The sequence below is a fragment of the Mesomycoplasma moatsii genome (assembly GCF_045276915.1).
GTDB lineage: Bacteria > Bacillota_I > Bacilli_A > Mycoplasmatales > Metamycoplasmataceae > UBA710.
Genome location: NZ_CP174166.1, coordinates 714,725 through 737,137, shown reverse-complemented (window position 1 = coordinate 737,137; position 22,413 = coordinate 714,725). Strand labels below are relative to the sequence as shown.

Genomic DNA, 22,413 nt, shown 5'->3' with positions numbered 1-22,413 from the left:
ACGGAATGGTAGACGTAGGGGACTTAAAATCCCCGGGCAGTAATGCCGTGCTGGTTCAAGTCCAGTTTCGGGCACCATATAAAAGTAATGAGTTGAATGCTCATTATTTTTGTGTATTTTTGGAAATTAAATATTTAACAAAGTAATAAACCATAATCATTGCTCGAACATCGTTTTCACAATAAGCTGCAAGATTTTGACTAACTACATTTCATTCTTCATCACCAATAGCATCTAAATATCTTTGAATTGCTTTATTCATAGCCATTAATCCATTTTGAACTTCTAATTCTTTGTATGGAATTATCATTTCTTTTAATTGAATTTTGCTATCTGTAATATAATGTTCTAATTTTTTAATCGAAGAAAAACCTAATAATTGATGTAAGAATATTGGCGGCACTTTATCTTTACTACCTGAATAACGAAATAAATCTAATAGATCAATGGTATTATTTTCAATAATTTTTGCCATATGTTCTAAATTTTCAACGATTTTTTTATCATTTTTTTCGTCTAAATAATTTTTTAACATTTTTATCATTTCTTTAATTCGAGCTAGTTCATAATTTTTGTTATATACAACGTATTTTGCTTGATCATGCCAATAAATAGATTTTATAATTTTTACAAAATCTTCAACTTGAAGTTCCTTTGGATCAATAACAATATTGTCTTTGAATATTTCTTTTTCTTTTGATGTTCTTATAATTGAAACTTGAAAAACAATTTGTTGATATGGTTTAGCAAAAGCAATAGATGAATAAGGCATTGAAAAACCTTCGAAGTCGTATCAAACAACATCTGATTTTGTAATTGGTTGGATAAACTGAATCATTTTTTTATAATCCAAATGACTTTCTTGATTTAAAATCATCTTTAAAGGAATTTTTTTGTTTTTAAAATAATCTATATTGTGACTGGGCAAATATATTAAATCTAATAGATTTTTTTTATTTAATAGATAACCGCAAACTTTAGGAATATGACAATTTTTATAATCAAATAAATTAATAAAATTTGGATTCTCTCCTCAAGGAGTGATATCTTTTTGATTTAAAATTAAAAATTGTTTTATTTCTTTAGCTTGTCTAATTTGTTCTACATATTCATCAAAATTTTCTAACTTTAAAATAATTTCAGGTATTGCAGTTTCAATATTTTTAATCTCTTTGTTTTTTTTACTTTGTTTTGATTTGAATTTAAACTTTATAATTCCTGATTGTAATTTTTCAATAATAGTTAGTTTTTCTTTTTCTTTTAAATCCGCTTTTTCAAAAGCTTTTCTATCTTGTTTAGTTTTATTGCTTCAACAATAATTTGTTTTATAAAAAAATAACTGTTTTGGTTCAGGATAATCTATTCTATTTTCATATAAGTAAAAAAAGTATTCATTAACTTTTACATTTAACTTAGTTAAAACAGAATACTCAAAATATGCACGTAAGTAATTAATTAATTTAGTTTTAGTTGAGTGTAATAACGAATAAATAAATTGTTTATCTTTTTTGTATAAAGATGGTTTAATAATCATATCCTGATAAATAAAAACAGGATTAATTATTCAATTAATGTTTTCATCTTTTAAAGCAGTTATAGTTTTTTGAAAAGCTAATTCATTTGATTTTTCTTTAATAATTAAAACTTTTTTATTTTCAATTTTTGATTCTTTAATAATTTGATCAATAAATAATTCGTTGACTAAACTAAATCCATTTTTGATAATTTCAACATATTTATAATCATCAATTTCTTCTTCTTCAAAATCTTTTGCTATTTCTCAAAAAGCACTTACATCTTCATCTATATCTTCATTTGAATCTATTATTTTATTAATATCATCTTTATTTCACACAAAATATTCTTGGGAAGTAAATAACCTTTCTAGATGTTTATAAGTGATAAAAGCATTTGTTTTTAAAGATAAAAGCATTTTGTAATTGTCTATTATACAAAAAACAAAGAATCATTTCTACTTTTTGTAAAAGCCCTTTTATACATCTAGTTGATTAAATCTAAACAAATTATTTATTTTTTAATTCATTTTGAATTGTTGGAAGAGATTTGATTTCTTTAACATCTTTTTCAAGAACATCTAAACGTTTTTCTACTTTATCCAAACGCTTCTCTATGTTACCAATACGTCTTTCAATCCCATCTATTTTGTTATCAATTTTATTCATAAAGTCCAAAACTTTATCTTCAAAATTTTTTGTATAACTCATAATTTTTATTTTTCCTTTAAAAGTTCCTTCATAATCACCATTTGCATGATTTATTTTAGTTAATTCTATCTCATAAGTTTGGGATCTATTAAAAAAAATCATTTAAAGCAATTTTGTGAATAGAACCTATTTGAGCATTAATTACATAATTTTTCTTTGGTGCCATATTTAATACTTTTTAATTAAATTAAAGATAAAAAATCTATTACACCAGGAAAAATAATTTCAATTGATTTACCTATTTCTTTTGCTTCTTTTAAAGATAAAGATTTTTTATTCTCATAATCAATGTCATCAACATTTACTAAAAAAATTTGTGAATATTTTTTAAAAAAAATAATATAAAAAGCTTTGCCTCCTAAATGAGAAATAAATTTTAAGTGATTATGTTGATGAGGTTTAATGTTTGCAATTGGCAAAAATTTCTCATCTGTTGACTTAGCTTCAAAAGTAACATATTGTCCTTTATAAATTCCATAGTAATCAACAGTTGATTTACTTTTAATAAAAGATGAATTTAATTGAATTATTTTATTAGATTTATTTTTTGATGCACTTTGAAATGAAATATTTAGATTATTTTTTGTAAAAAAAGCAATTTTATTACTTACATAATAACTTATTGTTCGATTTAATATATTTTCTAACAACATTCCTCGATTTTTATACGAAATATATTCATTTTTCATTAATATATTACCTTTCAAAATAAAAAAGAAAAGATAGAAGTTAACACTTCTATCTACCAACAAGATTGCTTACAAAATTTTAACATAAACTCATTAAATTATCTAAACATAGGTAATTTGTATCTTTTTTACGATTAAATTAATTTTATTTTTATAATTAAAATTGAACTAAATTTAGATAATAAAATCAAATAAATCATCTATATTCAAAGTTTTTAAATTCACTAAACCCGAAGAACTTAATCTTAAATACAAATTATTAAATTCAATATTTTTGGATTTTAATTCAAAACCTATATTTTCACTAGGTATATAAAAATCAATTTCTTCTTTGTCTTTAATATAAAATATTTTTCTTTTTAAATTTTCTAAATTATATTTATAGTTTAAATGCATTAAAAATAATGATTCATAAATCTTTCCAATATGAAATGTGTGATCTAAATTGAAATATAAATTATAAAAAAATGGAAGAGATAGATAGTATTTGTTAGGTCCTCTTTTAGACAAAATCAAATTTCCATTATATCTTTCTAATATACGAATAACTCCAATATTTTCCATAATATTTAGATATTCATAAAATGTTGTTTTAGGAATAGATAATTTTGATCTTATTTTTTCAAAATTTAATTCTCCAGTTTCACTAAGAGCAATTTCTCTAATAATTTGTTTCATATAAGAAGGAGTAAAAGAACGATTAACTATGAAATTTAAATCATAAATAATTGTTTTTTCTAAAATGTCTAACATATATCTTTTTCTAAAATCTTCATCTTTAATACTTCACAATTCAAAAAAAGAAGTTTCTTTTAAATAAAAATGAATTATTTCTTTTTTAGAAAAATCTTTAATTTCTTCTTTTCTTATTGAAATAAACTCATTTAACATTAATGGTTGGATATTTACTTTAATAAATCTTCCAAGCCCAGATTCTTTTTCTTTTAGATTATAGCTACTTGAACCTGAAGATATAATTTTTACATTGGGAAAATGATCATTAAGACTTTTAATAAACATATCTCAATTTTCTAATAATTGTATTTCATCAAAAAAAACAAGCTTAAATTTATTGCTTTTAAATAATTCAAAAAACTTTTGTTTAATTATTTCACTTTTATTACCTAATGAAAGTTCAAGTTCTATATCTAAAAATATAATTTCATCAATTTTTAATTCTTTGTTTGATATAAATTTATTCAAAATTTGAAAACACATTGTTGTCTTCCCAATTCTCCTAATTCCATAAAAAACATAAGAAAACTTCTCATTTTTAATTTTTTTATAAAAATGGTTAACATATTTTCTTTCGTATTTATTTTTTGTCCTATCTTCAATAAAGTTTAATAATTCTTTTCCAGTTTTAATATTCATAATTAAAAATATTTTATCATAAGTTCTAAAAAAAGAACTTATAAGTTCTAAAAAAAGAACTTAAAGTATTTTATATATAAGGTATCAATTTATATTAATTTGTTAGTATTTGATTACTTTTTGAGTTTCTATTAAATTTGTCGTATATGTTATTTATTTCTAGGTTTATTATTTCCTCTGCCTTTACCCAGAATTATTGCCAGTTTTTGATGGTCAACCAGCACCATTAGGATCTCTTTGAGGTTTATTTTTTTCTTTGTTAAAATCATTTATTTCGCTTCCATTTTCTTTAAATATTTTATTGCAAATCCATAAAAAAAGAAAAACTAAAATCTATCACAAATTTAAAATCTATTCTAGAGAATTTGCTTTTTATTTTTGTGCTTTGTTGTAAAAATAAAAATTCATTTGTCACATAACAAATGAATTTTTTATTATTTTAATTAATTAACTTTTTAATTTTCTATTTCTTGCAAAGAAGTAGATGAATGCGAAAATTCCTAATGTTGCAACTGATGCTGCTCCAATTCCAATTCAAGCAAACATTGGCATGCTATCTGTTTTTTTAGATAAACCTCAAACATCATTCAATTGAATTTCGTAAGCTGTTGACATTGTTGGGTCTTTATAGATAGCTTTAACTTTGTCACCATTTGATAACAATCCTGGAGCCACTAAGTAATTTCCTGAAGGGTCTTTAACTTGATTTCATGAAAATCTATTGAAATCTGATAGTCCGATTGTATTATAAGCAAAACTTAAGTAACCTTGATCAATTAAATATTGTAATGTGAATGTTGTTGCTCTTTTTGCTCTTAATTGAGTAGGTTTTTCAATATCTACAGTTACATTTCTTGGATCTTTAGACGAAATCATATTTCCATTTCCATTAACACCTTGATAACTGAAGTTCATTTCTTTCATTAAAGAAGCAAATGTATCATATGAAATTGATGTAAATTCTTGATCTTGATCTCTAATTCTTAAGTTGGCAATTTCAAATCCTGATGTTTCTGGATAAGCATCTTCATCTGCAGGTTTAGGACCAATTGGGCCACCCTCAGGTTGAAGAACTGGAGGAGTAATATTTATTGCTCCTCTCTTATTAATTTGTACAAAGCTGTATTTATCTTCAGAACTATTATGATTTGCAATATCAGCTACTGTATTGAAGTAAGCACTATATACTGTACCTTCTGGTGATCTTAATTGTCATGCAACTTTGTCGCCATTTTTTAAATCATTAATTGTATCAATATCACGAGTTCATTTATGTTTAATGGTTTTTTCGCCTGTTGAAGGATCTACACTTCAAACTTGAGCTTCAAAATAATATTTACCATTAGATAAATCTTCAATAGTTAAGTTATCATCATTTGGATTATTTGGATCGTCAACATAGATTCTAAATGAACCTTCCCCATCTCATTCACCAACTTGCTCTACTCTCAATCATTTGAATAAATCAGTAGGAGCGTCTTCAATAGTTAAAGTTGTAATTTGGAATGTTAATGGTTCTGGTTGTTGTGCATAAACAAACTCATCATTTGTAGGAACAATTTCTACTTTAATAAAGTCACCATTTTGTAAATTATTATATTCTTGAATTCTTCCATAATCTATAGCTTTTTCTCAGTTTGAATTTTTACGTCTAATGCTTGTTTGCAATTTAACTTGACCACTAAAATCGCTTTCTATTTGTTGCTTAATTTGTTCTAATGTTAATAATTCAACATCTGATTGACCTGTTTCAGTTTTTGTAACTTTATACATAATGTCATCTTTAATTCTTGATTCACCATTTTTTGGTAATTGAGTTGCATCCTTAGTATTTACAAAAACATTTGCAGGATTTGGATCAGCAATAATTTGTTTAAATTCAGATGAATTGAATTCATATCTAATGTTGTTAACATTAATTACTAGGAATTTAATTAATGAAGTTGGTAATGTATATTCTCTTGTTACATTAGCTTGATCTACATAATAGTCATAAACATCAGGTTCTGTAGATAAACCTTTTTTATTCATGAATTCAATTTGAATATATTGATTAGCAAACAAACTATATGCAGTTAAGTCAGTAATTCCTTCAATATTCCCATCTTGATTATAGAATGAGAAAATGTTATCTTCTTTTTCACTTAAATTTAAACTTCTTGTTGAATTTAATTCTTTAGTTGGATGTGATGGACGATTTTCTGAATCATAGTAAGGGAATACTTCTTGACCTTGTTTATCTCTAATTGGTTGACCATCGCTACCATAGTATGGTTTATCGCCTTTATGAATTCCTACACCAGTTGTTTCACGTTTTACTAAACGATCTCCAGAATTTGAAACAAGAATTTCATCACTAGCACTTCTATAAAAATCATTAAAGTAATTTAATTTCAGTGAAACACCTTGATAATTTTTACCTGCATCTTCAATCAATGAAAGCTTATTCAATACAGCAAAACCATCTAATCCTTTATCTGTATTAACTGGTGCGCCAACATTTTTAACTTCCATTGAATCTCAGTTAACTTGAATTTCGCTTGTTCTAACTTTATATCCATGAGCACGTGATTGTTGTGTTGGTGTATGTTCATCATCTCTTAGAACAAATCCTGAATCATCTTTAGATGGATCTGATAAAAATTCAGGTTTAATTCTTAGGGCAACAATTATATAATCATTAACTGCTAGACTTAAATTAGTACTTTCATTTAAAGTTGGAGCTGATTTTCAAACACCATATTTTTCATTTGCTTCATTTGCTGAAGGCACTTTCTGAATATTATTTGGTTTAGTAATTTCTTTATATTCTTCATCAGTTAAAGGACGATTTGAAACATAATAAGCTAATTCCATTGCATTTTTCATATCTTGTGTATATTGACCAGCTTCTGTATCATTACCTGTAGGTAATTGAGCAATGAAATCATCAAAACTCATTTGTCTTCCATCGTCAGTTGTTATGTTAAACAAGAAAGATCCATCATTTTGATAGAAAATTGCTTGTTTTTGATCATTAATATAAGTAATAGCAACTGTCTTACCAATTAATGGGTTAATAATTTCAATTGACAATGAAACTTTAATATCTGGAGAAGAAATAATATATCCATCTGCTTGTATTTGGTCATTATGATATACATCATATTTATCTGAACTAGCTTTTAAATTAATTGCAATATATTCATTTGCAAAGTTACCTTTTAGTGCCAACTCTTCAACAATACCTTTTCCTTCTGGATCTCAAACTTTATTTTCTTGAATAAAATTATTTGCTTCTGAAGTATAAAGAATGTCAAAAATTTGAGCTGATTTATATCCATCCAACATTGTATTAAATTTAGCAACTTCTTTTGTTCTTAAAATTGCTTTAGTATTTGTACCTGTTACAAAGAAATTAGATGCAATGAATGGAGTTAATTTATTAGCATTGATATAACCTTTAACAGCACTATTTAATTGCTTTGTATCATCAATCAATTGAATAATTGGGCTTTGAGACTCATTATCAATAATAATTCCATCAATTTCTAGACCATAAGGTGGGTTAAATTGATTATTGATATCATTATCAATAACAAATCTTGCTTTAATATCTTCACGCAAAATAATTCATTTTGTTTCTGATAATCCACCATCAAGACCATTTAATTTATTAATGAAATCATCTTTAGTTAATCATTCTTGTCCATCAATTGTATATTGAATTTTAATTAATTTTTCTTTATTTTGAACATCTGGTAATTCATTATTAACTAGAGCCATAACAGCATCTTCATTAATATTTAGATTTTTAGTATTTCCAGTTAAAACTAATTGTTCTAATCAATTTGATTGTAATGAAATTGTTACTTTAATTCTTGAAGCATCAAGTTTAATTGGAGCTGAATATTGAGGATTATCTGGTAATGCATTCTCAAAAACAAATCCTGGTTTTACTTTAAATCTTACTCAATAATCTTTATTTTTGTTAATTTCATTAGCATTATATTGAGTTGATCAACCATCATCTACTGGTTGTCCATTATTAGAAACAGAGTTAAATTCTAATTCTAATCCTTTTAAAGCGTTAATGTCTCTAGTTCAAGCATCTAAATCTTTAATTACATATTGTTTTTCTGAACCTTCTAAATATTTATTCGCGAAAATTCAATCTGGATTTGTTGGGTCTGTTTGGTGAATATATACCTTAAATTGAGCTGCATCATCAAATTGTTCTGGTTGAATTACAACTTCTTCGTATGAAGATAATTGGAATTGCAATGTTCCATATTCATCAATTGGCGGATTATCTAAAATAAACACTTTAGCTTTAACCTCATTTGAACTAAAGTTTGCTTTTGAAGTAGTTAGATAATCTTTAACTTCTTCTAAAGTCATTCAAGTTTTTTCGCCAGGTTTTCCATTTAATACATATTTAATTCCTAGTTTTGCGGCATTAATTTTATTATTAGTTGCTGTATTACTAGTTTGGCTATCTTGAATGATTTTATCGATAATTTCTTGTTCTATTAATTTTAAAGCATCAAAATTTTGTAAATCTGCTGTATTACCAACAAATTGTAATTTTTTAAGTTCATCAATTGAAACAATTAATGTTATTGGTAAATTAATGATTAATTTTACTTCAACTGGTTGCAAATTATCTTGAGCCGAATTCTTATCTCCTCAAACTTCAACACTATCAGCAAATTCATCTATTACTTTAAATCTAATGTAAAGTTCATTTGCATTATTTAAATCATGAATTTCATCCAATGAAACTCAATTATCACTTGTAGATGAACCTGGAGCTTTAAATTGAGCTTCAAGTCCAATAGTTTTTAATAATGTAGTAATTTGTCCATAATCCATTCCTACCAAGAATCCTGAACCAAAAGTACCTTCTATACCTGGAGGAGTAATATCTTGAATATTAGCGCTTGTTGAACCAGCTCTAAATAAAGTAGGTTTTGTTTTCAATACTTCATATCAAGTTGATAAATCAACTTTTGTTTTAACTTTATCTGTATTAGTTTCAATACCTTGGTCTAAATCAGCATTATTTTTATCAATCGGAATAAACTGATCATTTATTGAAACAAATGTTGCTTTTATTGAAGCAGCAGCAATTGAAGAACCGCTAACTTTAAATTTAATTAAACCTTGACTAGAATTTTGATAATTTACTGAATATTCACTTAATAGTGTTTTTAGTGCAGTAGCATCAACTCAATCATTATTTAATTTATTTCCATCAGCTAAAACCACTTGATAACGAATTGCTAAGTTATTTCCACCTTGAATATTATTTAAAATTTGTTGTTCGCTTGCAATTAATTGTTGTGTATTTAAATCGTGAACATATCCACTTAAATCCAATGCTTTTAAAGTATCTAAATCAACTTCAATTTTTGATCTAATTTCATCTACATTAACAACATGAATATCTGCTTGAGGATTTGGATTATGATTGTTGTCTGTGTAATTTGCACCATAAACATAACCAGCTTTAGCAATTATTCTAATTGCCAAATATCTTGCTACAGGGTCAATTGAACTAATTTGAACATTTTCTCATTTACTATCACTTGATGCATCTTGATATGTAGCACTTTGATCAGTAGTTCATTGAATCATCAATCCATTTGCACCAGTTCAATCCCCATTTTCATTAACTGGTAATTGACCATATCTATATGTAAACTGAGTATTTGTTCCACGAATCGCAACATTATTTGCTTGAGTTTCATATGATTCGTTAACAAATATCTTAATCACCGCATTATCACTAATGTTTTCTTCATGCAAGTTATATACTGTATCTTGAACTACATAAACTGGATCATTTATATCAATAGGGTCAACATTTACCTTAATTTGAATTAAATTAGTAGTTGCATCTTTAGTTGAAGATTTTAAAGCTTCAATAAATGCTGCTCTTTTATTTCATGTACCAGTAGCACCTAAACGGTATTCTAATCAAACTGTAGGAGCTTAAGTTCCTGGCAGTGGTGGATTAGCTTTAACAATTTTATCTATTAATTCATTTTCAGGAACTTCATTAATACTTAAATATTTAGTATTACCTGATAAAGGATTTGCAGCAATAAATTCATCAATTCATGATTTTTCTACTTGTAAATATTTAGGTAAATTTAATGGTAATTTAACACCACTTGATCATTTTAATGATTCATTAGTTGAAGTTGTATCAGTTACACCAGTACTAAAATTCTTGATTTCGAAGTTATTACCTCAATCAGTATAATCATCTGTTTTTGAAGAAAATCTCATATAAACTGCAGGATCAAACTAATCAACTGAAGTTATTAATTCTCTTGAATCAACTCAATTGTTTTTACCATCATTTGAATATTGGATTAATAATCCTAATTGTTTTTCTGTTTCTTGCACAAATTGATCAAATGTTACATTATTAAATGTAGCAGGAGTAAATCCTTCTAAATTATCAAATGTTGATCCTTCATTAGCTTTTGATTTTGTTGTTGACCAAAATTCTGCATACTTAGTCATATCAAAAGTTGTTGATAATTTATGATTAACAATAACTTGTGAATTTCCTTCGTATTCAATAGCATATTCATCTAAATTTGCGCTATCTTTAAATACCACTTTAGCTTGAATTTTTGTTCCATATTTAAATGTTGGTGAATAAAATCTTAATTTACCAATTTTACTAATATTGTTTGTTGCTTCAGCTTAACCCTCATTAATTTTTTCTCACATCGAATTTAAATCAAGAGTAAAATCAGAACCGTTTACTGAATAAACAATTTGTAGTTGTTGCTTATATTCATCTTTATTTGCATTATTATTTAATTCTCAATATTGTTCTTCAAATTGAGATCATGATGTTTTAATAGCATCAATTGTTAAAGAGTTACCTACTCCAGTTGAACTAATAGTAATATTTTTATTTGATTCATCAATGTTTAGATATTGATACATTGATTCAAAAAATGAAGAATTAATTTTTAATGTTTTTTTAACAGCTAATGATAAGTATGTAGTTACACTCTTAGTTGAATGTAAACTATCATCAAAAATATAAATTCTTGGTATTGTATCTTCACTTGCATATGAAATTGTTACATTAATAATTGGATTTTCAGAATTGTATGAAAAATTTGTAGGTAAAGTATCAGAATTTTGTACTTCTCCATTTGAATTTTGTCAACTAAAATTAAATTTATAACCTATTGCTTTTAAAAATGTTTCAATTTGACTAAATTCCATATTAGAACCATAAGTAGAGTTGCCTAATACCTGGACCTTTCATCGATTGAATTGTTGAATCTTGTTGATTTGCTCCTTCAGCAACTGTTCCATGATGAGTTTTTAGATTTTCAATCCACTCATTCATGTTTAATTGCAAGATAACATTTTGTGTATCTAAAAGACCTTTTAATTCAAATCCTTTTTGATTATCTGTTGAATGATTCTTCTAAAGCGTATAAACTATCTGGTTCTAAATCTGTTATTTTTACTCATAATTTAAATCCATTAGTAAAACTATCAGAATACATAAATCCTAATTTACCAGTTTGTCTTGATAATTCTTGATTAATTGCATCAGCTGCATTATTGCTTGTAAATGTAAAAGCTTCATTAGTTGTATTATTAATTGAATAATTAAATTGTAATCTTCTCTTTCATTCTTCTTTAGAGTGAGCTCCTCCTTGATTTGCTGCTTGATCTTAAGCTACTATATAATCAAGAATTTTATCCTCAGTTTGATTTAATCATCTAACAAATTCATCTAATCTTTGAGTTGGATTTAAATAAAGAGGCGAAGTTAATAGTTGAGCAGAAAAATCAAAGAATTTTGAAGAATCAACTTTTATTGAGCTTGCAATTCTAAATCCTGTAAGTTTTAATAGTTCAAGTTTTATTTTCGCCAACATTTGCTACTTTCCCATCACTTTGTGCCTGATAATTAGTTCTTTTAAGGTATATTTTAAATGATGCTGTTCCTTTACCATTATCTGATTCAACAAGTTGCACAAGAGAAAGCTCTCCATAACCACCTTCAAGTGTTGGAATAGAACTTGGATCAACTCAATAAGGTAATTTTAAATATCCATATTCAATAGATTTTTCAATAATTGCTTTTCTTACTAATGTTCGATAACTAGAATCCACTAATGATTGACTAGCAATAGTAGATGAAATTTGGTAATTATTTCAAGTAACTCCTGCTAAATCATAAACATTTTCTTCGTCAAATGAAGTTGTAACATTATCTGTTCTAAAACCACCAATTCATCAAGTTCCAAATGGAGCATCAGTTTCTTTTTGAGTTCCTTGTATGCCATTAACTTCTACTCCTTGAGCTCAATGTAACATTTGATCATTTTCATTTCAAACATTAAGTCTAATATCTAATCTCATTTTCCCTGTAGCTGGAAAATATTTATAATTCATTATAACAATATTATCTTTAGTTAATTCGTTATTATTAAATGCGCCATCTGATTGTAAACCATAATTTGTTTTATAAGCAACATTTTTCACTCATTGAGTCGATGTTTCGTATTGATTTTCTTTAGTTGCGGCATCATAAGCTGGTTTAATATAATTTTCAAATAAAAATTCTTTAATTTCATCTACTGTAATTTTTTCAACATTAGGTGCTACATAATCAGGTCATTGAATTTCTTTGTTATAAGTTGAACCATCAGCATAAGGAATATTTTTATTACTTCAATTTGGATTAATAAATGCAGTTGCTTCAGTATTATTAACAAATTGAGTTGCTCCAACTTTTCTTAATCCTGAAATTGTTCAGTTATTAAAAGAAACTAAATCTTCATTACTATTTGGTGCAGGAACTGCTCATCTTTTTGATACTTTAACACTTAAAGTAACGCTACCTTCAGCGTTATTAAATTGCCCTTTAGTTGCACTATCACTTTCAATATCAAATCTTGGGAAGAATGCATTAAAGTCTTGTTCTCAAGAACTTTCATTATATGTTGGAGTACTTACTAAATTAGTAAATACATCTCCTCTACAAATTGATTGTCAGACTAAATTTTTAAAATCAACTTTAGTGTTTGAACCATATTGATTAGTTACAATTTCAGATGGAACTAAATAAGGAGCAATTATTTTTCCGCCAAATGTTAAACTTGAATCAATTTTAAAGTTTTTAATTTCAGTAACTTTAACTGTTTTAAATCCTGTTAAAGTAAAAGTACCAATTTTGTGATTTGTTCATCAATTACCTTGACCTTCCATCGAATTTACATCACTATAATTTAATAATCCTGTATTAGTGTAAACGATAGTTGAATATAAATCAAATGATACTGAACCGGCATTATAATTATGAGTTATTGTATCTTCTTTAATTAAAAACTTAGCATCATCACGAACATTCTTCATGCTTAATGCATTCATAAAAGATGAACTATATCAATATGAAATATTGCCACCAAGTTTTAATTTATCATATAAATATGCTTTATCAACTAAGCTAACTGCATAGCTACTATCACCATAACCTGAAATTGTATTTGAAGTAGCTGATGCATGTGTATAATACCCATAAGTTGATTTGTTTTGCGTATTTGATCCACGATCTTTTTGGTTAATAATAATTCCATTATTTGAACCATTTTTCATAAACATGACGTTTAAGTTAAATATTGTACTATCGTTATTATTGTCATTATGATACTCTAAAACAGGAATTCCAAAAGCTCCTTGGTTAAGTCCTAAACGATAATTTTGTGAAATATCAACACTAGTACTAAAGTTACTATAGTAGGTTGAATTTGATGCATTTACTGCTTCATCATCAGTTTGCATATATATTCTTCAGCGACTATTATTTAGAGTTTTTGTGGGATTAAAAGTATCATTACCTCAAGATGTAGGGTTATTAATTACTGCGGTAAAACGGCCATCATAACCTTTAGAAGAATCTTGAATTCTTTGATCATATCCTTCTAAAAGTAAGGGCGATGCAGTAGTATTTTTAATTCCTTTTGCAGCAATTACGCTATTATCAAAATATCCACCTCAAGTTTCAGTTCATAAATTATTTCTTCAAGGACCTGAAGTTCCCGAAAATTGTTGTCCTCCACACCAAACTGAAGTGGTAATTAATTGACCATTTTTATGAAAATTATTTGAATTTCCAAATGCATCATAACCACCAAATGCATTAAGCGCAAATGTAACTTTCATATCAGAAGTATCATAATTGTAACTAAATGCAGCACCAGAAATATTCGATCTTACTGCTTCGGATATAATAGCTCAAGAACTTCCAGATCAGAAATTTCCATCAGCACTACTCCCAGGATTTTTAATACCTTTTGAAGCAAAATATTCTTTGTTATCTTCTTGAACTAAATATTCTACTTCAATTCATGAACCCGTACTTCCTTTTCTTAGCATCAGTAAAACTGCATGAATTTTATCACCATAAATTCATGAACCCATTCCCATAATAGCTTGATATCTATCGGTATAATGGTATTTAAATTTTCTATTTTGTACTGATTTATCTTTTACAGAATATTCAAAAATCTTATCAGAACCTCAACTACCAAGATTATTATTATCTGTATGTAACTTTGGATAAATTAGATAACTAGTAACTTGAGCATTATCGCCATCAGATGTTGATGTTTTATAAATTGGTGATAATCCTCACGTATCATTTCTAAAAGTATTACCATCATAAGTATAAGTGTTAACAACTTTATCTTCTCATGTTGTAAATTCTCCTCCATCTGTTTTTGATGAAATATTTGGATACTTACAAACTTTAATCCTTACACTGTCTCCTGCATTTCTTTTTTCATCAGTGTATAAAACTACTAATGTATCTTCATAAGGAGTGTATTCTGTAGCTAAAACATTATAGCCACTACCATAATTAGAATATCACAACACTTTATTTGGATCGTTTTTATCAATACAAATTAGTTGATTATTTTTATTTATTGTGACATATCCATTAGGAACTGGTTTAGTTACGTTTGGAGTGCTATTGTAAATTTCAGTTTGATTTAAATTTTTTCCAATAATAAAAGAATCGTGACTAGTTAGTCCAAAACCATCGTTTTGAACAGCACGACTAGCATTATTTTGATTAATGGATGATCCTGATTGATCTAATTTTAGAGCACCAATTCCTGCAATTACACCAGCAGAACCAATTAAAAGCGAAGTTCCTAAACCCAATAACTTTTTAGTGCTTTTTTTCATAACAAACCTCTTTCTTAATTAAACTCTTAAGTAAATTTTTATAAAACAACTCCAAATAAAATTGCTAATGTTGCTACAGTTAAACCTAGAATAATTCCTGAAATTAATAATCATTTTAATACCGGTCTAGCTGATAGTTTTATTTGTCTATCTTTTGTTGCAACTGAAATACTTGAAGCTACTAAAACTCCAACCCCTACAAGAGCAACAATAATTCATCATAACTGTTTTAAAACTTTTTCTAATTCTGTTAGCGCCGAAGCATCAGGTGTTGATCTTAATGCTAAAATATTTTCATCTTTTACTAAAGCGCTAATCATTTTTTCTAAACTATCAACATTATCTCTACCTGAAAGCTCTTAAGTAAATTTAGCAAAATCATATTTACCATTAATAATGTTTGATCAAATACCTAGTTCTGAAGGTGAGTATTGAGAATTTGTGTTTAGAATTGTATTGATTTTTTCGTACAATTCTGAAGTTGTAGCTTTTCCATCTTGATGAGCAAAAAATGAAGAACCACCTAGAGAACTTAGTTTTCATTTCATACAAATAATAATATTTGATCCTGAAATTAAATCATCTAAATATGAAGAGCTAACTTTTGTTGAATCTGTTGATTCAGTTTTACGATCAAAATTAGGTGAAGTGATATTGTGGATTGTTTGGTTAAATCAATTTGAAATTGTTGCTTCATTTAAATCTGCCCTAGTACCAGAAGACAACATTTTGTTAATTACTCCTTGAAGATCAAACTCTTTGTGTCCTAATGTAGATAAAATTTGACTATAAACTAACACTTTGTCTTGTTTTGCTGCAACTGTATCTGAAGTAAAAGTTACTAATGAAGTTGCATCTAGAGAGCTAAATACATTATCATTTTCACTAGAATTAAAAATTGAATCTCCTAATCTTGTCAAGTTAGTATCACCATTATTGAAATATAGCAATTTAAACAATGATAAAGCAGAATCTTTTAATGTTACATTACTACTTGTTGCAACTCCACTATTTCAAATATTATCTTTATATTTGAATACTTTGATATTAGAAGCGTCTTGAGATGTTGAATTGTAAATTTCTAAAATTTCTTCTGGAGCTTTAATTACTGAATATGTTTTTGTTTCTGTAGATTCAAGAGCATTTTTAATACTGTCATAAACAAGTCCATATTGTTGTGCAATAAATTCATTATTAATTGTTCCAAATTGATATTTAATTAATTGTGCTACTTGTTTTGCTAGTGCTTTTTTATTTTCAATAGATAAAGAATCAAATGTTGTATTTTGATCAATTGTATCGTATTGACTTTTAACAATTTGGATTGAATTATTAATAATTGATTCGACATCTGCACTATTTGATGTATATTCTGTTATTCTTGCTAAAAAATTATTAATAACACTTTTAGCTGAATCAATTGAAGAACCATCATAACGATTTGATTTTTCTATTGAAAATAATTGATTCATAAATGAAGATACATCATTTCAATTACTATTTAGTTTATTGTAAATAGTATTTGCTGATCCAGAAATTTTTTCTGTTTGTGTTCTAATATTTGTAAATTTAGAATCATTTTTAGAACCAATTCATAATGTTTGACTTCCTAAATCATAAGTTTCACCATTAAATATTCCTGAACTTGATTTACTAAACTCATTGTAAACACTACCTAAAATTGACAATACTTGCGCTCTTTCATTAACACTTTCTTTTGCTTTAAATGTTGATTCTTTATTGGTTAATGATTGATCACTAAATGATTTTGGCTTTTCAAAGAAAATTTTTTGAGTAATATCACTTATTTCGATGAATTGAATATCACCATTAACATTAATATTTTCATAATTATCACGATTACCAATACTATAGAAATAAGCAGTAAATTTCAAAGTTTGTCTTGTAATTGCGTTTGTAGAATCCAAACCAGAAGTTAATTTAATTGTTGAAGCTTGTTCAAAATTATCTTCAGTTATTTCTTGAGGTAATTGTTCTCTTATTGTTGAATATAAATCATAAGTAGCAGGATCAAATGATGAAGGTTCAGTTCCATTAGCACTTAATGTTAATTCTTGTTGTTTTTTAGTATCAATCCCATTTTCATAGATATTAATTGGCTTATAACTTAATTGATTTTGAGCTTCAGCACCTTCTTTATAAGCATGGTTAAGACCTAATTTTACTTCTGAATCTTTACCTTGATAAAACTCTAATGTATGATCTTCAAAGTTTGTTAATTCTCTATTTGAATTATATTTAGCTGTTAATGTTTTACCAAAAAACTCAATACTACTAATTACTTTAGATGTATCGCTAATATTGTCAACTAATGTTGTTGTTCCATCAGCTAAAATTTTTCCTTTAAATGTTGAACTATTTGTTGCTTGGACATCTAAAATTCCAAATTGATCAGGTGTTACTATTGATTCACTACCTTCAAGTTCTGATAAAAATTCTAGATTTTGTACCATTTCTTGATCTTTAACTCTTACTAAAAGCTCAACTTTACCACTAGTTGATTTTTGAACAACAAAGTTTTCAAATGAAACTGCGTTACCTTGATCTAATTCGGCATTACTATTTCATCTACCAAAAATATCAAAATTTTTAACTAAATCACTTACATTAGTAACGGAACTCAACTGATTCTTATCATTTTTAATAATTAATGTTCCATCTAATGGAAATGCGTTATTGTTCTTTTTAAATTGAAACTTTAGAACATAGTTTCCTGTTTTTGAAGGATCAATTTCAGCAATTTTAACTAATTGAGTATATCATTGTCCTGCTACATCACCAATAGAAATTGGAGAAGATGTTGAACCATTATCACCTGAAAGATTTCTTTCTTTTAAATTTGCACTCGCGATGCTTGAAATTTTAGTTCCATCAACAATTCCTGATAAAATCAATAAATTTTGCTGAATTTCATTAATTCCATCAATTTCAGCAATATTTTCTTTAAAACCTGATTGTTGAACTATTTGTTCTTTAATTGTATCTTCTCAAAATTGAGCTGGATCTGGCAATATCCCAGTCATGTTAGTAATAAAATCTTTTTTAGATGCTTCTAAAGCTGAACGTAACTTAATTGTTCCTTCAATTTGTGTAGAAATATCTTGTAATTTTTGAACAAGTAATTGAATTGAAGAAGGCAATGAAGATGGAATCGGGATTGCTTTAATATTTTGTGAGAATTTTTTTCATAGTTCTACATTTGTTTGATTGATTACATCACCTTCAATAATTGGGTGTGATTCTGGAGTCAAAACAGGACTCATGTAGAACAATTCATCTGGATTTACTAAATTACCTTTTCGATCACCATTTGGTGAAACTTCTCTAACACTAATACTTTGTTTTTGTGTTAATAATAAATCTTTATTTAATTGATTATTTGACGAAGAATTAGATAAAGCAATTGCTGTAGCACCTAAAGCTAAAGTAGTTACTGTTACTGATGATAATAAAATTGTTTTTTTGTTTGTATTCATTCTCATATTAACCTCCTTAGTCTTTAATACTTTCATTTAATGCTGTTCTAAATTCTTGTGTTTGTTGTTTATTTTTTGTTTGCTTAATTGCTTCTATATCAACTTCTTTTGTTCTTTCACCAATTAAATCGTTTACATCCTGTGCTTGTTTCTGAGCTAACTCTGATTTATCAACTTGTTCTTCTTTCTTTCAATTTGATTTAAAAATTTTAGCAACCATACAAATTTTAATTACAAGCGAAATTGACATCCCTGCTAAAACAATAACTGACATAAATACAAATACTAATGGTGATATTGCTAATTTTTCTGGATCAGCAATATTTGAATCTCTATATAAGTATCCACCAAATAAAATTGTAAATAACCCTAGAATTAATGCAAATGATAAAGTTGGAATGGTAATTGCTGTATTTCTTAAGTTAGGAATATTAACTTGAATAATTGTTGTAAATGCATAAAGAACTAATAGCGATGCAAATGTAATGATTAGCATTAATGCTTTTATTTCACTAGTAATACTGTTATCATCATAGTAAATACCTTGGATAAGTGCTGATTTAACAACAATTATTCAAGCAAATACATCTAGCAATAATCCATTGTCAATTGTTTTAAAAATTCTTGAAATATAGAATCCTTGGTTTGAATTTTTCATATTTTGAATCTTAATATATGAAATTATAATGATATAAGGCACTACCAAAATTACATCAATTGCAATTTCTACAAATAGAGGAATTTGACTAAATGAAATTGTTTGATTAATGATTAAAGCAACTGAATAAGTTAAAATCATTGCTGAAGACATAATTAATGCAAAAACTCTTGCGCTTTCTCAATCTCTAATGGTATCAATTTCATATTCTGTTCTTTCACCTAAAAGAACATCTCTATATCTTTTAATAAATGCTGTTGCTAATCCAAATACTAATAAAGCGATAACAAATGATACTAACCCTAAAACAGCAAATAAAATTGATTGATTATTTAATCCATCCTTTAAATCGATATTTGCTGATAAATAAATGAACAATTCTACAAGTCCAGCAAATAGAAATGAAAAAATAGCAAATGGAGCTCTTGATCATGATAATGGGTATTGTTTTTTATAAACTGACATTGTAACAACTGAAACAATTGCCATAATCAATGCTCAAGCACCATAAGCAATTGCTAATATTAAGTAACGATCAACATTATTTGATTCAGAATAATTACTAATTGCGCTTACTACTGTAATTCCTACTGAAAGGATAGCTGCATTTAAAACATGAACTAACGCATAAGCTAAAGGATGTTTTTTCTTAATATCACCTTTAAATAATCAAAAAATAAGTGCTAATGATAATGTACTAATTGCTAATAAGGCAACAATAGCACTAATTTCATAAATTGGTGGGTTTGATGCTTCAATTGATCCATTAAAAATAAAAGTTGCTGGTAACATACCAAAGAAAAAACCATAGATAATTCCAGCGATAACTTTAAATATTGAATCAAATTTTCATTTTCTTGAAGTTATTTCCTGACTTGAAACAACGCTTTCTCTTCTATCTGTGTTGTTAGTGTTAACTTCTTGTGCTATACTTGTCGACATAATTTTCTCCTTCTATTAATTTTAGTTTATATTGACTCTATTTATTAAATTAATTCAAATCTAATACCAAGTCAATAACAACTATTATTTCTTGAGCAACGCTTGAATTATATGTTCAATATCTTTCTGGATCATTCACTGAAGATATTTTAAATCAAATTGTTATTTGATTATTATCATTTAATCTAGTGTTTGTGATTGTATAAAGTGCTTGATCTAATCCTTGTGGTGGTTCAATATTTAAATTTTCACTTAGAGCTTTTAGATTGTATACATTATTGTATAAATCTTGATCAGTCACGCCATCTTTTTTAGTGACAGTAGGTTTTAGTGGACTTAAATCATTCGCAGAAGATAATTTTTGATTAATTTGTTTTTCTAAGCTAACATAAGCTTCTGATTTGAATCCAGTACTAATTTGTGTTTCATAAGTTTTTGTGATTTGAGGTCCTAATGCTTCACTACTAATTTCTACTTTAACAATTGCGTTTGTTTTGTAAGTATCGTTAAATGATACTTCTTTTATTTTGTAAATTAAATTGTTTTGTGGTTTTTGAATTGTACTAATATAACTAAAGTTTGCTGGTTGCTGTAATTCTTCTCATGTCAATTGTGTACCATCGGGATGAGGGTTTACTTTAAGTTCTAATTCAGAAGCATTATCAACGATTGAACCTGATACAGTAAAGATATTTGATCAAGCTACTAAATAAGTGTAAGCATCCTCACCTAATTCTACTTTAGTAACTACTGCTTGATAATTTGCAGGAGGAATTTTTTTGCCATCTTTAACAATATAAGTTGTATTCTCTGGATCGAAAATTAATTTTTGAATTTGTTTATCAATCTGATCAGCTTTAGATAAAGTTCTTGTTTCTTCTTTACTTAGTTCCGGTAAATATGTCAAATGTCCTGCTGCTTGTTGAGATTTTAAAAATGTAAATAATTGTGTTGTTGTATCAAATTCACCATTTGAATTAAACTTATATGCATCTTCACTATTTATTACCAACTTTGTGCCATTTTCATTGATTGGTGTTGAGAAAGAAACTTTATCACCTAAAAGATATTCAAATTCACTATTGTTTGATAAATATTTTACTTGGTTATTTGCATCAATTTTTCTAAAAGAAGTAGCCAGAGAACCTGAAGTTTTAATATTTAAATCATTACTATTATCGATTCTATCAATTGATTGAATCTCTGCATCTTCAACAAAAAATTTGATATCTTGAGACATTAGCAATGAATTTAATGATTTTGATGCATTAGTTACAAAATTTTTCTTGGAATTTTCAACTGAAGCAAATGAAGAAGTAGGTATTGTAATTTCTTTTGTATATGTTCTACTTGAGTTTTTATATTCTTTTTTAATTTCTAATGTAAAAACATAGTTATTATCTTGTACAACAAATCCTTCTTCATTTTCTAGAATATTTACATTAACTATACGATAAACAACATCATTAGATGTATCTTTTCAACCATTACCAATATTTACCAGTCCTTCTTTAGCAAAAGAAAAAACATTATTTATTAGTTCGTTTGAAAGACATATTTTGTAAACAAAATATTTAATATCATAATTACTTGGATTAACGCTATTATTTAAATTTTCGTCTGAAGAAATCTGATTAAAAGAAAGTGGAGTAAAATCTTGAGCCTTATTCAAAGTATCATACTTATTATTTTCATTAATAACAACAAAAGGAACTGAAATAGTGGCACCAGCAATTAAAACTGCTGATGGAATAGTTCAAGCTAAAATTGTTTTTGTTTTTTTAGACAAGTGCATTATCTTT

Annotated in this window: 15 protein-coding genes; 1 reads left to right on the top strand and 14 read right to left on the bottom strand. The window is 26.6% G+C overall.

The window, feature by feature from the left end; translation table 4 throughout:
- Positions 1 to 103: 103 nt before the first annotated feature.
- From ACJA28_RS03465 to ACJA28_RS03430, 8 genes are all read right to left on the bottom strand, one after another.
- Complete coding sequence (locus ACJA28_RS03465; RefSeq protein WP_022935389.1) at positions 104 to 1,933, bottom strand: UU173 family protein; 1,830 nt, start codon at positions 1,931 to 1,933, stop codon at positions 104 to 106.
- Positions 1,934 to 2,024: 91 nt separating this feature from the next.
- Positions 2,025 to 2,327, bottom strand: coding sequence for a hypothetical protein (locus ACJA28_RS03460; protein WP_022935390.1), 303 nt, complete (start codon positions 2,325 to 2,327; stop codon positions 2,025 to 2,027).
- A gap of 80 nt (positions 2,328 to 2,407) precedes the next feature.
- Positions 2,408 to 2,914, bottom strand: a complete 507-nt coding sequence (gene recU / locus ACJA28_RS03455) for a Holliday junction resolvase RecU (RefSeq protein ID WP_022935391.1) — start codon at positions 2,912 to 2,914, stop codon at positions 2,408 to 2,410.
- Positions 2,915 to 3,088: 174 nt separating this feature from the next.
- Positions 3,089 to 4,288: an ATP-binding protein gene (locus ACJA28_RS03450; RefSeq protein ID WP_022935392.1), complete on the bottom strand. Its 1,200-nt coding sequence runs from the start codon at positions 4,286 to 4,288 to the stop codon at positions 3,089 to 3,091.
- A 447-nt stretch (positions 4,289 to 4,735) separates the two neighbouring features.
- Positions 4,736 to 10,078 (bottom strand): hypothetical protein, encoded by a 5,343-nt coding sequence (locus ACJA28_RS03445; RefSeq protein WP_406602204.1) that lies wholly within the window; start codon positions 10,076 to 10,078, stop codon positions 4,736 to 4,738.
- Between the two features lie 186 nt (positions 10,079 to 10,264).
- Positions 10,265 to 10,564 carry a hypothetical protein gene (locus ACJA28_RS03440; protein ID WP_406602203.1) on the bottom strand — a complete coding sequence of 100 codons (300 nt, stop codon included), beginning with the start codon at positions 10,562 to 10,564 and terminating at the stop codon, positions 10,265 to 10,267.
- 18 nt (positions 10,565 to 10,582) lie between these two features.
- Positions 10,583 to 10,903, bottom strand: a complete 321-nt coding sequence (locus ACJA28_RS03435) for a hypothetical protein (protein WP_406602202.1) — start codon at positions 10,901 to 10,903, stop codon at positions 10,583 to 10,585.
- A gap of 87 nt (positions 10,904 to 10,990) precedes the next feature.
- Complete coding sequence (locus ACJA28_RS03430) at positions 10,991 to 11,527, bottom strand: hypothetical protein (protein ID WP_406602201.1); 537 nt, start codon at positions 11,525 to 11,527, stop codon at positions 10,991 to 10,993.
- A 150-nt stretch (positions 11,528 to 11,677) separates the two neighbouring features.
- On the opposite strand from ACJA28_RS03430, the gene ACJA28_RS03425 reads away from it, so the two are divergent.
- On the top strand, positions 11,678 to 11,923 hold the full coding sequence (locus tag ACJA28_RS03425; RefSeq protein ID WP_406602180.1) for a hypothetical protein: 246 nt from the start codon (positions 11,678 to 11,680) through the stop codon (positions 11,921 to 11,923).
- A gap of 65 nt (positions 11,924 to 11,988) precedes the next feature.
- Here ACJA28_RS03425 and ACJA28_RS03420 read toward each other — a convergent pair whose 3' ends face one another.
- Genes ACJA28_RS03420 through ACJA28_RS03395 form a run of 6 tightly spaced genes read right to left on the bottom strand, consistent with a single transcriptional unit; the run spans position 11,989 to position 22,406 of the window.
- Positions 11,989 to 12,195, bottom strand: a complete 207-nt coding sequence (locus tag ACJA28_RS03420; protein WP_406602200.1) for a hypothetical protein — start codon at positions 12,193 to 12,195, stop codon at positions 11,989 to 11,991.
- Positions 12,149 to 15,514, bottom strand: coding sequence for a hypothetical protein (locus ACJA28_RS03415; protein ID WP_406602199.1), 3,366 nt, complete (start codon positions 15,512 to 15,514; stop codon positions 12,149 to 12,151). The genes ACJA28_RS03420 and ACJA28_RS03415 overlap by 47 nt, the downstream gene beginning before the upstream one ends.
- A gap of 38 nt (positions 15,515 to 15,552) precedes the next feature.
- Entirely contained in the window at positions 15,553 to 15,834 is a 282-nt protein-coding gene (locus ACJA28_RS03410) for a hypothetical protein (protein WP_406602177.1), read from the bottom strand.
- Between the two features lie 39 nt (positions 15,835 to 15,873).
- Complete coding sequence (locus ACJA28_RS03405) at positions 15,874 to 19,017, bottom strand: hypothetical protein (protein WP_406602198.1); 3,144 nt, start codon at positions 19,015 to 19,017, stop codon at positions 15,874 to 15,876.
- A 10-nt stretch (positions 19,018 to 19,027) separates the two neighbouring features.
- Complete coding sequence (locus ACJA28_RS03400) at positions 19,028 to 20,611, bottom strand: hypothetical protein (protein ID WP_022935659.1); 1,584 nt, start codon at positions 20,609 to 20,611, stop codon at positions 19,028 to 19,030.
- A gap of 49 nt (positions 20,612 to 20,660) precedes the next feature.
- Positions 20,661 to 22,406: a hypothetical protein gene (locus ACJA28_RS03395; RefSeq protein WP_022935660.1), complete on the bottom strand. Its 1,746-nt coding sequence runs from the start codon at positions 22,404 to 22,406 to the stop codon at positions 20,661 to 20,663.
- Positions 22,407 to 22,413 lie beyond the last annotated feature (7 nt).